The 12,619-nt window shown below is 47.9% G+C and carries 9 protein-coding genes and 1 pseudogene; 3 read left to right on the forward strand and 7 right to left on the reverse strand.

What is annotated here, in order from left to right:
• The first annotated feature begins 25 nt into the window (after positions 1–25).
• From flgK to L7E55_RS12355, 3 genes are read left to right on the forward strand one after another with little or no spacing between them, the layout of a single operon-like run.
• Positions 26–1,363, forward strand: coding sequence for a flagellar hook-associated protein FlgK (flgK, locus tag L7E55_RS12345; RefSeq protein ID WP_277444578.1), 1,338 nt, complete (start codon positions 26–28; stop codon positions 1,361–1,363).
• A 23-nt stretch (positions 1,364–1,386) separates the two neighbouring features.
• Positions 1,387–3,567, forward strand: coding sequence for a flagellar hook-associated protein FlgL (gene flgL, locus L7E55_RS12350; protein WP_277444579.1), 2,181 nt, complete (start codon positions 1,387–1,389; stop codon positions 3,565–3,567).
• A 36-nt stretch (positions 3,568–3,603) separates the two neighbouring features.
• Positions 3,604–3,960 carry a flagellar protein FlaG gene (locus L7E55_RS12355; RefSeq protein ID WP_277444580.1) on the forward strand — a complete coding sequence of 119 codons (357 nt, stop codon included), beginning with the start codon at positions 3,604–3,606 and terminating at the stop codon, positions 3,958–3,960.
• A 25-nt stretch (positions 3,961–3,985) separates the two neighbouring features.
• On the opposite strand, the gene L7E55_RS12360 is transcribed toward L7E55_RS12355, so the two are convergent.
• The 7 genes and pseudogenes from L7E55_RS12360 to L7E55_RS12390 all read right to left on the reverse strand — a co-directional run bounded on the left by L7E55_RS12360 (position 3,986) and on the right by L7E55_RS12390 (position 12,591).
• Positions 3,986–4,435 carry a hypothetical protein gene (locus tag L7E55_RS12360; protein ID WP_277444581.1) on the reverse strand — a complete coding sequence of 150 codons (450 nt, stop codon included), beginning with the start codon at positions 4,433–4,435 and terminating at the stop codon, positions 3,986–3,988.
• 24 nt (positions 4,436–4,459) lie between these two features.
• Positions 4,460–4,870: a flagellar export chaperone FliS gene (gene fliS, locus L7E55_RS12365; RefSeq protein WP_277444582.1), complete on the reverse strand. Its 411-nt coding sequence runs from the start codon at positions 4,868–4,870 to the stop codon at positions 4,460–4,462.
• Between the two features lie 65 nt (positions 4,871–4,935).
• Positions 4,936–7,368 (reverse strand): flagellar filament capping protein FliD, encoded by a 2,433-nt coding sequence (gene fliD, locus L7E55_RS12370; RefSeq protein ID WP_277444583.1) that lies wholly within the window; start codon positions 7,366–7,368, stop codon positions 4,936–4,938.
• Between the two features lie 69 nt (positions 7,369–7,437).
• Entirely contained in the window at positions 7,438–7,833 is a 396-nt protein-coding gene (locus L7E55_RS12375) for a flagellar protein FlaG (protein ID WP_277444584.1), read from the reverse strand.
• Between the two features lie 249 nt (positions 7,834–8,082).
• Entirely contained in the window at positions 8,083–9,801 is a 1,719-nt protein-coding gene (locus L7E55_RS17610) for a flagellin (protein ID WP_338091222.1), read from the reverse strand.
• Between the two features lie 210 nt (positions 9,802–10,011).
• Positions 10,012–10,449 (reverse strand): annotated as a pseudogene (locus tag L7E55_RS12385) (flagellin N-terminal helical domain-containing protein); the annotation flags it as partial.
• Positions 10,450–10,572: 123 nt separating this feature from the next.
• The gene (locus L7E55_RS12390; protein ID WP_277444585.1) at positions 10,573–12,591 is read right to left on the reverse strand and encodes a motility associated factor glycosyltransferase family protein; all 2,019 of its coding nucleotides are present in this window, start codon (positions 12,589–12,591) and stop codon (positions 10,573–10,575) included.
• Positions 12,592–12,619 lie beyond the last annotated feature (28 nt).

The raw sequence follows: 12,619 nt of genomic DNA on the forward strand, positions 1-12,619 counted from the left end.
CACCTATTGAAAGGTGGTTTTTAATATGTCCGGACCAGGTACTTTTTTCGGCCTTGAAATTGGTCGGCGCGGCTTGACATCCGAGCGCAGGGCTTTGGATGTGGTGGGCCATAACCTGTCTAATGCCAATACGGATGGGTACAGCAGGCAGGAAGCAGTGCATGTGGCCACCGATCCTTACTGCAACCCGGTTTTAAACCAGGAGCTCATTCCTGGCCAGATTGGCACCGGGGTGGAGATTAGTTACATACGCCGCTACCGTGATCTATATATGGACAACCAGTGGCGGGATGTGGCCAGTTCGGAAGGTTACTGGGAAGGCTTGAACGAGTCGCTGAAAAAGGTTGAGGCTGCTTTCCCCGAGCCGGATGAGACGAACGGGCTTCAGACCCTGATCGGCAAGTTTTTCAACGCCTGGGAGGACCTGAATAACAATCCCCAGGATATTGGGTCTAAAGCAGCTGTGCGTGAGGCGGGCGCTGAACTGACCACTACTTTCCGGCAAACCTACACACAGCTTTCCGACGTGCGCCAGAATGTGGACAGTTTGATAAACGACAAGGTTGATCGGATCAACAGCCTCACTCAGCAGATTACAGAGGTCAGCACGGCCATAGCGCGTATAATCGACCTGCATGAGCAACCCAATGACTTATTGGACAAAAGAGATTTGCTGCTGGATGAACTCAGTAAACTGGGCCCGGTTACAGTGGAAAATTCTTCAGACGGTTATGTGTCAGTGTCCCTGTATGGCCAGGAGTTGGTTGCCATGGATAACAGCAAGGTAGATATAACGCGTGCTGATGCCGAAGGCTGGGCGGCCTCAAATACGGAGACAGGCATGTTGGTCGGCTATATTAATGCCCTCGACAAAGTTGACAATTACATGGCAATGATGGATGAGCTAGCCTTAGGTTTGACAGATACGGTCAACGCATTGCACGCGACCACGACATCGTCCGGCACTTATCCGGATTTTTTCACCGCCACCGGCGCGGCGGACATTGACTTGTCGGCGGAAGTGAAGTCGGCGATTACCAATGTCAACGGCGACAAGGCGCTTGACATTGGAGGTTTGCGCACGGATTTAACCATGCTGGGCAATACCGCCACATTTGAGAGCTACTACCGCGGCCTGACCACTATGGTCGGCGCCGACACCCAGGGGTCGGCGGACCGGCTCGGCACGCAGAACGCGGTGATGGATCAGGTTAATAACCTGCGGGAGTCATTGATTGGTGTTTCCAGCGACGAGGAACTGACTAAAATGATCCAGTACCAGTACGCCTACCAGTCATCGGCCAGGACAGTCACAGTGATGGACAGCCTGCTCGACACCCTGATTAACCGCATGGCGGTATAAGTTTTTATGAGAGGTGATCAAGAATGCGCGTCACCCAAAAGATGATTTCAAACAGCATGCAATACGCATTTCAGAAAAATTTGAACGGGATCTCCAAAACGCAGGAGCAGATTTCGCTGGGCACCAAGATTAACCGGCCGAGTGACGATCCTGCCGGTTTCAGCCAGACTATGGCCTTGCAGAGCAACCTGAACTTAAACAAGCAGTACCAGCGCAATATCACCGACGGCCTGGGATGGCTTGAGCAGACAGACGTAGGTTTGAGTAATGCCACGACTATTATGCAATCAGCGCGTGAATATGCGGTTCAGGGCGCGAACGACACTCTGACTGTGGACGACAGGGATGCCATCGCCAGGCAGATTGACGCTATGACAGACCAGATGGTTGAAGTGTCAAACACTTCCCTGGGCGGCAAATATATCTTCGCTGGTTTAAAAAATACCGCCACGCCGTTTCACCGGAGCGGCGACGACTTCACTTTCACCGGCGACGACAGTGATGTGCTGCGTGAAATTGCTCCAGATGGAAGATATGCGGTAAATATCAACGGCAAAAAGTTTTTCTTCGACAGGCTGGTGGATGTGGCCAAGGGAGCCGGGTCAACGGTCGATACTGTCGATATCACTGCTGGACAGGATGTTATCAAATCTTTTGGCGGAATCACGGACGCGATTTTGACAGCAACACCCCTTAGCGGGAAACTGGTGCTGAATATCGACGGCAATGATTATAATATCGACTTTTCCGGCGAGTCTACCGTAGCCACGATGCTTGCCAAGATAAATAGCGTGCTTGGGGTTAACGGGAGTGCGGCTATGGACGCTGATTCCAATTTGGTATTGAGCTCAAGCAACACTAATCCAGGGACATATATCAAGGTCAAGTCGATTGATGATAACCTGTCAGAATTAAAGCTGCTGGCGGGGTTTAACAGCCTGCAGTTCGGCAAGTACAAGGTGAGTACGGTAGACGGAGCCAGTCCGGGCGATTCTACAGCCGTGGTTACCGATTATTACTCCCAGGCTGAAAATACTATTGTCGGCAATGTGGGGGTTGTGAGCGCGTCCAATACCTTTAATAGTTCTATTTTGATGGAAGTGACTAAAGTTAACTATACCCAGGACAATGCCGAGATTATTTCTTCGGCGGCCCTTGCCATACCGCCGTCAGTTTTACCCGACGGCAGCAAGTTAGGGCTAAAAATTGACGGTGTTGACTATTTAGTGACCTTTTCCGGAGTAACCAGCAACAACGACGTTGTTAACCAAATTAACAGCGTGCTGGGAACGGCAGGAGAAGCTTACCTTGATGGAAGCAATAATCTGGTGCTTCGCTCGAAATCCACGGGGCAGGATTCAAAAATAGAAGTTACCCAGGTTGATAATCCCGCTGTGCTGAATCTGGCTTTAAATCAGAGTGGTGGTGTTGGTGTTGAAGATGTGACTGTGAGGTTTACTTATCATACCTATGATAAGGACGGCAACCGGTACGACGGCTGTGTTGACCAAGTTTTTACTGACACTGATCCCAAGGATGGCAATCCGGATTCACCGGCACATCTTATTATTGGTGACGGTTCCGGTACTCATGATATTGATTTGAACATAAACCTCACCAGGTTTGTCAAGGCGGGCGATAAAGCGGTTATTTCCGTTGCCGCTCAGACAGTTGCCGGGGATGACAGCATAGGTGTCAACTACGACGGGAAAGAAAGAAATTGGGTCTTTAATAATGGCGCGGCCGACTCAGGCGCCAATCTTAAATTTTTTACACTGGATGAGGGTAACGGTGAGTTCTATGATGGTAGTATTGACCTTACATTCAACGGTTCTTTGAGCGATTCTACGGACGCGGCGACTTTTACCGCGGGGAATATCTTCGACTGCTTGGTATATCTGCGAAAGAAACTCGAGAATAACCAGACGGCCAAGATCAACCAGTGCCTGGATTATCTTGATGAAAAAACCGGTTGGCTATTGCAGGAGCGGGTGAGAGTCGGCGCCAGAACCAACCACCTGGAGTCGGTCGATGAACACTATACCAGCCTTGAGGTAAACATAAACGATATGATGGACGGGTACTACAGTACCGATGTGGCCAAAGCGACGGTGGAACTTAGTGAGAAACAGCTGACTTACCAGGCCTCGCTGGCGGCCGGCGCCAAGATCATGCAGACCAATTTACTGGACTACTTAAGGTAAATGTGGGATTGAGCTTTTAAGTGGGAAGTGGTAATAATGAAGATTGGCGCGGGCGGCCTTCAGTCGCTGATAGTTTATGACGCAATGCCTCAGCGCAGCCCAGCCGAGGCGCAGGCCAAGGTTAACCAGACAATGAACATGGAAATGGGGCTGGCGGGGGCGGCAGTTAACCGCAAGGAATTAATCAAAGCTTTGGAAAAGCTGAAAAACTCCTCTAAGATGTATAATCTTACATATGAGTTTTTGTTGGCGGAAGAAAGTGAAGAGGTTTACATCGCGGTGGTTGATAAGAAAAGCGGTAAAGTGATGCGCAGGCTGTCTCCGGATAAGTTTTTGGCTGACTATGAAAGCACAGGCGGTTTTTCGGGCGTGATGCTGGATAGTCAGAGGTAAGAGGGTGTCTTTGTCTTTTATTACCTTACCTGGATTTGTCCACAATCATGCTCTTGCGGGCAAGTATATTTGTACTGTATACTGTTAAGCTTTTTTTGCGGCGTGATAAGTCGCCTAGTTGGTTCTTCAAGACTATCATTTCATTGAAAATAGTTGTATATGTTTTTTTGTCAAGATTCTGGATTTGCTCCAGGATTGTTTTCATTCTTGGGATCAATTCTTCTTCATACTCTTGAAATGGAATAATGTTTTTATCATTAACTAGCTTATCAATAGCGTCAATCTGATCTATACATTGTTGCCGTTTGTCTAGCAGCCGGTCGAAATCGGCAGACTTCTCCGGTTCGGCAAGACTGCCTGCCAACAATGCTTGCTCCGCTGCCATTGAGGCAATCTGCCCCAGCAAAGCCAGCTTTTCATCGATCGCTTTTCTTATGTTGGCAGGCAAATGTCCACCGCTATCCGTATTATGCAAACAAATCACCACACCTTTCCTTTCTTAAACAAGCTTATCAGCATTATCCGCGTGTTCGGACTCTTCAGCCACTATTTGTCTGGCTTCATGCCAGGTGTCACGCAGGCTCTCAGCCAGTCCGAGTACCTCTTTCAATATTTCGGCGTCTTTGGCAATATTGGCGTCCACAAGACGGCGGTAAGAGTAATCATAAAGGTGAGCTAAATTAAACGCGATATCAGCCTTCTCGTTCAGAGTTTCGGCCAAGTATTCAAATATTTCCTGCGCCCGTATAATAGCGTTGTGCGCTTCCTGTTTGTTGTCGTTTTTAACGTGACTTATAGCCTGCCTGATGAATTTTACAGCCCCGGTGTAAAGCATTTCCGCCAACTGCGGCTGATTGGCCGTGATGACGGCGTTTTTGCGGTACTTGTTGTAAGGATTATCTGAGTTCAATGTATGTATCCCTCCGTCTGTCTTGTTCTGGTGGTCCTTTTACCGTGTTTTGAATCAATATCGTTCTAACTGGAACTGCTGCTACTGGAACTGCTTGTGAGCAATCCGAGGTAAGAACTAAGAGTCTGGCTCTGAGCCTGCAGTTTTTGAAGCTTTGTCTCCATATCGGAAAACATCTGCCATAGCCGGTCTTCTTTTTCCTTGATGCGCGCATTAAGAGCATCCATCTGATCTTGAATGTCATTCATTTGATCAGTTAATGACTGCTGTTTTCTCGAAAGAATGCCGCCGGACGCGACATATGAAGCATAGTAGTTGTCAAGAGTTATAGCCAGTCCTGTGACGCCTTTCGCCCCGGCGCCGTATTCTCCCACGGCCAGGTTTAGCCCGGTCAGTCCGGCATCAATCCTGGTTACCTGGACGCTTGAGCTTGTACCTGATTTAAGCGATCGTATTACAAGACAATTATTTGAATCAAGATAAGCCTGCCCGGCTGAGCCAATCACGTTGTTAATCTTGCTGACCGCGTCGCTGCTGTTGTATGCGCCGGTAAAAGCAACATAGTAATCAGTACCGTCAATTCGCAAGCCCAGTGTGCCGCTGCTTGTGACAGGTGTACTCCCCAGAGCTGAAAATGAGGTTATTGTGCCTTGAGTTTCTGAGACTTGAGCGGTGAAAAGCGCAGCAAGATCCTTGCCCCGTCCTGAGTCACCCTGCGTGAGCCCTAGTTTTGCCAGGTCGCCGGCGTGATCCTCCATGATCTGTTTAATTCTGATTACTGAATTCACCCCGGTGGAGCGGTTCGTGATTACCAGGCGGTTGTCGGAATTAATCGACGCCGTGGCTACGGAGCCGATTACGGTGTTGATATCGTCAACAACCTGCTGGCTGGTTTTTGGCCCGCTGAACTGTATATTGTAGTCTTTGCCGTCTATTTCAACTATCAGCCTGCCTGACTGGCCGGACTGGATGGCATTGTCCGCGCTGGATACTGCAGTATCTACTGCAAACCCCAGGTCTGTAAAAGCCGTGCCGCCGCCGGTGTCGGTCAGGACTACCTGGCCTGGCGTACCCATGGTATTGCTTGTTACCTGCAGCTTGTTGTCTACTATTGAAGCGGTTACTCCTGCACTACCGGCGTTAATTTTATTCATGATGCTGGTCAAGCTATCAGTTGCCAGCACAGTTACTGATGCTGTAGTAGAACTGTCACTTGATTTTACAGTAAAACTGCCAGTCAAGTTTAAGACGGTGGTGGCTGTGGCTGAAGTATTCCCGGTAATGCCCGCGGCTGTTTTTGAAATAAAGCTGTTGTATTTCACCGGTGTTTCGCCGCGCCCGGTTACAGAAGCGGAACCCGGCGCGTCAGCCAGGGCTTGCTGCAGTTTTGCATCGTTAATGACCAGAGTAGCCAGTTGTTTTTCTCCGTCACCAGAGTAGTAGCTGGTTGTAACACCTATAGCGCTTAGCGCGCTCAGTACGGGATTTAAGCCCGCTACATTTTTGCTGACCATTGTGCGGATTTGCGACACCAGGCTGATGATTGTCGGGTCGCCCTGCAACTCGCCGCGTTTGCGATTGGCATCATACGGAGTGAGATCGGTTGAATCCCGGGTGGACAAGGTGTCCTGTGGGTCGACAGCCGTTTTTTCAGCGATAAAATCCATCAGTGAATTATACTGTTCGACAAAAGCCTTAATCGCGTCTGAAGCCTTGGTAGTGTCAGTGGCCACAGTCAGCGAAACATTTGTGGTGCTTACTCCCACTAAGTTCAGTGTTACGCCGCTGATTACGTCGCTGATGCTGTTGGTGCCTCTTGTTATGGTCATTCCTTCATATACGATTTCGGCATCCTGCGCAGCCGTCGTCTGCGTTAATCCAAGGTCGGTGAAAGCCGTTCCGCCGCCGGCGTCGGTTAAAGTAATTTGACCTTTCGCACCCATGGTGTTGCTTTTTATAACAAGGCTGTTTTCGACTATAGATGCTGTAACACCGGCATTAGCATTATTTATCTTTTGCTGAATGGAGCTCAGAGTGTCAGTTGATGTTACTGTAATTGAGCCGGTACTGGTGCTGTCTGCTGACTTAAAAGTAAAGCCGCCGGTCAAGCCAAGCGCGGTAGATGACGTCGCGCTGGAATTGCCGGTGATTGTCGCCGCGCTGCTGGAGGCGTAACGGTTGTACTCGGCCAGTTTATTTACCTTAATCTGGTATGACCCGGCAGCCGCCGAAGTGCTTGCAGACGCTGTAAACACCTTTTCGTCTCCAGATGTTGCCGTTTTGCTGTTGAACGTGGCGCTCATTTTAAGCTGGGTTACCGTGCTGCGCAAGTTGGTCAGCCGCGTGTTGACATCTTTCCAGGCTGACTGCGTTGCCGCCAAGCGGTCCTTTTTATCCTGCATTAACGTCAACGGTTTTTTGTCGTTCTCTGTCAGTGCTGTTATTAGGGATTGCGTATCAAAACCTGATACAATGCCTCCAATTTGAATACCCGCCATTTTCTATCACCTCGCTAAAATAACTATATCATAAATCTAAACAAAATGGATTCTTATTCCACTGGCTTGTTAAACATATTTGTCCAAAATCAAGCCTGCCATTTCTTCTATCTTGCCAATCATATCCAGTATTTTTTCAGAAGGAATCTCTCTCAATACCTCGCCCGTATCCGGGTTGACAACCTTGCAAAAAATACGACCCGTTTCTTTGTGTACGCGGAACTGCAACCGGAAGTTGAAAAGCTCCGACATCTTGTTCAGTTTGTCTATGGCTTGTTCCAGGTCTTTTTTATTAAGATCCTTACGTTGACTCTCATCTGTAACGGATTTGCTTTTCTCTTGATCCTTTTCCGGCGAGATGATTCCCAAAGTATCCTTAACTTTATTGCTACCGGTGACATTTGGTAAATCGTCTGGTTTGATCTTGGGCGTTGCTGACATAGTATTGCTCGGGATGATTTCCATCTTTTTAACCCCCAGTTTGAAAATAGACCTTAATGTACTAAATAACCGGTTTTATGCATATTTGTCATTTTAATAAATGCTCGATTAAATTAATTTTATGTACTTGCTGGCTCAGGTTAAGTATAATCAAAATATGTAACTTTAAATATGTGATGTTTAATTATATGAGGACGGCCGGCCAGGTGCCGACCGTCCTCTTTCAAGGAAGCTGTATAGCTTATTATTTTTATTTACTGAACTGAATAACTATTAGCCTAGCAGTTTTAAGACGTTTTGCGGCAACGCGTTGGCCTGCGCCAGCATCGCTGTGCCGGCCTGACCAAGGATTTGCAGTCTGGTCAGGTTCATCATTTCCTGAGCCATGTCGACATCGCGGATGCGGGACTCGGCTGCGGTCAGGTTTTCCGAGGCCACTCCCAAGTTGGAGATGGTGTGCTCAAGCCTGTTTTGCAGAGCACCCATTTTTGCCCGCTCGCTGGAAACCCTGTTGATGGCAGCGTCGATCTTGGCTATGGAGTTGGTAGCCGAGCTGCGGTCGGTTACCAGGATGTTGTCCACTCCTAGCGCGCTGGCTCCCATGTTGCCGATGGAGGCGTTGACGTCCTGGTTCGGGTTGGCGCCAATCTGGAAGACCATGGTGTTATCCGCCAGGTGAACTGTAGTCGTGTGGTACTTTGTCTGGTCTGTTTCAGCGACCATTTGGAAGAAGCCGGTGCCCGAATTGGTAGCTGTGATTGTCCTGATACTGGCGTTGGAGTCAAACAACACGTCCACGTTCTTGTGAATCACACCCACCAGCAGGTTGCCCGAGATGGTTGCGTTCGGGTTGATATCATACGGGTCGGTGCTGTGAGCGTCCTTGTACCAGACGTTGAACGTGTTCTCTCTCGAAGATTGGATGTTGGCCAGGCTGAGCGCGTTGATCAGATTGTCGTCGCCCGAGAAGCGGATCTCGCCGCTCTTTCCGGCGATAGCGCTCTGAATTACGAATGTGCCGTCAACGGAGTATCCAGTCTTATTCTTAAACTCAGCGCTGTCATTTTTATTGTACACATACTCGACGAAGTTTCTCTGCAGGGTAGTATCTACGTAATCGCCCTGCTCCAGACCGTCACGTATGGCGTTGTTAAGCTTTTGCTGGACTGTGAAGATGGTGTCGTTGCTGTCCAAGGTAATACTGGTCTGTTTTCCGTCACCTTGGATCATTTTGAGTTGCTGTGGGCTGGTCAGCATGAAGTTACCGCTGGCATCCCAGAACTTGTCGATGTCATATAGTTTGGTGTCCAGAGAAGCCGCTCGTCCAAAGGCAGGTGACACATCAAATGTGGTTGTGCTCTGTGTTGTAGCGTAATCGTAGTCAAAACCGACGGTGAATGTGCCGTTAAAGGCTGTTCCTGTGGCTGTGTTTAGAGAGTACAGGTTGAAAGTGCGCTGAGTCTTATCGAGGTAGCCGTTCTGGTAGCTCTGACTGACTAATTGTGTTGAACTTGAGCTGAATGTATAATTGTGGGTTGTCACCAAAGCTGAAGCAGCTGCTTTCAGGTTGATTACAGCCTTGTCGCCCACCTTCAACGTGTTGGTTTGTCCTGCTGAAATAGTAAAAGTAAACGATGTTCCGATACTAGCACCCGCACTAAGAGCCACTGAAGTAGTTCCTGAGGTAATGTTTTTTGTCTGAGTTGTCTGGTTAAATGTATAAGTTCCGTCCACGTCGTACTTGTGGGTGGAAATTCGGTACGTAATGTCGCCACTGGCTGTGACGTTAGTTATTTCAATCAGTATGCTTTCGTTTGCCGATATGGTACCGGCCGCAGATATAGTAATTGCTGCTGTGCTTGAGCCGAAAATGGAGCCGGCGCCGCCTGATGTGAATTGCTGCGTTAAATGGGCTGAATAACCTGTTCCAGCACCTCCGACAGTTGTTGTCAAGGTATAGCTACCTGAAACATAGTTGTGTGCGCCTACCATTGTTACATGGGCTGTTGAATTAAGTTGCAAGTTATCAATGCCGTTATAAACGTGTTTGACTTTGAAGATGTCGGTCTTTTGTACTTCGGTCTGGCCCAGTTCTTTTACATTGATCTTTAATTCATAGTTTCCGCTGTTGGTCTTCTTTTGGCCGAATTGGTCGATGGTGCGCAGGCCGTCGCGGACAAAAATTTTGGTAGACAGTTTGTCACTGGAGGTAAGGGCGGCTGCTGAGCCGTCTAGTAACTTCTTGGTGTTGAACTCAGTGGTGTTGGCGATCCGGTTCAGTTCCGCAGTGAGTTGATCGATCTCTTTTTGGATCTCGGCCCGGTCATTTGAAGTGAGGGTGTCGTTGGCAGCCTGGACCGAAAGCTCACGCATCCTCTGCAGGATCGAGTGAGACTCGTTCAAAGCGCCTTCAGCGGTCTGGATTAACGAGATGCCGTCCTGGGAGTTCCGAACGGCCTGATTGAGGCCTCGGATCTGGCCGCGCATTTTTTCCGAGATAGCCAACCCGGCGGCGTCGTCGGCAGCCCGGTTGATGCGCAATCCGGAAGATAACTTTTCCAGCGATTTGGCCATGGATGAATTGTTGACGCTTAGATTGCGCCAAGAGTTCAGGGCTGGAATGTTGTGGTAAATAATCACCTTTTTTTCACTCCTTTACATTTGTGAAAATATTGTTAATCGGCGATATTATAAACCCGCCTATATTACTTATCGGCGGATTTTGTGAATACTTTATAGGTTTGATAATTATTTTGGCGAATATTAGGTTACGTTTTCTACGCCGGGGAACTCAAAGGATAGTATATTCCTGTACTTCAAGAGAGTTGCGTGGCAGGTGTTTGCCAGCCTTCCGATGGTGGAAAAGAGTTCTGTTTGTCTTAAAATATTTTCCGCCAGTTCAACGGCCTCATCTTCATACAGGTCACCCAGTGCTTGTATTTCCATCTCGAATTTAAGTGTGAAGGACTGGATAACGTGCATGAAGAACAACTGGAAAGTTTCATAATCAGTAATGCAGTTTTTCTTTTGTTCCATGATTGTCTTCACAAATTCACGGACTCTTTCAATTTGAGGAAGCTTTCCTTCCTTCGGTTTCAGGAAGTATTCAGCTTCTCGGATCATTCTTTCCGTTTCGCTGCAAACACCGGATATCCTCGCCAGTTCGGCGGTTGTACGGTCTATCCTGTCAAACATCTGTGCGACAATTTCTTTAATTTCGCCATCGTCTGGTGGTATCAACAGGCGGCGTATGATTTCTATTGGGGCTAGATCGTTTTGCAGGAAGCGGTCGATTACTTCTGCAAAATGCATTACCTGGGTTCCCTGGATAAATGCGCCTCCCTCAGTGGCGTTGATACAGGTTCCTTTATATTCAGCAATATCTTCCTCATAGCCTTTTAAAAAACCATAAAATGTCGTATTAGTCTTAATTGGCATCCCATCATTTCCTGGTACTTCCAGGACATCACTATGATATGCTTTCTGGTTTTCTCCTAATGCATGGCCCCGAGCGTGGGTTTCTCCATCCCTACTTAAAGCCAGGTCTTGCCCCAAAAGAATGATCGGGTTGCAACCAAGTGCGGCGGCTATTTTAAAAGCCATGTTTCCTGAGGATGCTTTAATATTCAACATGCCGCGGTCTACGCCGAGCCACTTAAAATGGTCAAAGCTACGGTAAACGATGATCTTCGGGCCGGTATAGATATCGTAGACTTCTTTGCGAATTACCGGGCAGGCTGCCAGGTAAACTTCTTCCAATTCCCCCGTCGGAATATCCTTGAAAAAACGTTGCACATCTATAACCCGCTCCAGTGCGGTGACCATGTGCGGCTTTACCCCCATATCCAGGAGGATTTTCAGAGAAGCGTCAACGGAGATGATTAAGGCGCGATTCTCCAGACCTTTTAAAAGGTGTTTGTTCTTGTTTAAAGAAGGCCCGGTTGCTACCACGATGGCTGGCTTGTCCTTAAATGCGCCGAATAACCGGTTTATACCAGGGTTTCGAATGATGACTGAAAGATTGGCTAGCATGTTTTCTATGCCGATCAAGGAATCTTCCGGGGAATTACCGAATCCTAGAACTGTTTGCGAAGAGACTTCCCGGATGGTCTTTAATACGGTAATATAATAAAGTTTATTTAAATGGAGTGATGAAGGGTGGTAAACTGATTTTAAAGCCCGAAGGTAAATAAAACCACCTTTTGCCAAGTTCTTTTTAAGAGGAATAAACAGATCATTCTCGCTAGCGCCGATCAAAAGAAATACCCTTGGATTAGCTATAATTGAAGCCAAGTCTGTATAACAGCAGGCAAGTTTAAATATTTCAAGGTCTTTTTCAATTATAATTATTTCTTTGGTGTTAACACTATCAGCAATATCTGTAGAAAAATAAAGTACTTCATAGCCCAACCCAATTCCAAGGCACACGGCTAGTTTAGCGTTTTTCAATTTTAGGGTCTTTAGCTGTAGTTTAGCATCTTTCAGGGGGTCAGTATTATCGTAATAAAGTAAGTCCTTTTCCGTGCAGTAGAGGTTTGGCGTGCCGTCCGGCCTCAGGGAGGGCACTACCCGGTAACGGGGTGTGAAAGCACATTGCTCCACCCTTCGGGCCAGTTCGGGGTAGTGTTCTTTGAGCGCCCGCATGTTGTCTCGATAAAAATGAGTCGTTGTATGGAAGCTGTCGCTGAAAAGGATAATTTTTTGTTTATCTAAGACGGCTGGAGCACCCCGACCTGGCTGGAAGGGGACGCCGGATTTTTTCTTAGTTTTCTTTTTGGCCATGTCCGACCACCTTTCAGGGTGAACTGTT

Source organism: Pelotomaculum isophthalicicum JI, assembly GCF_029478095.1.
Classification (GTDB): domain Bacteria; phylum Bacillota; class Desulfotomaculia; order Desulfotomaculales; family Pelotomaculaceae; genus Pelotomaculum_D; species Pelotomaculum_D isophthalicicum.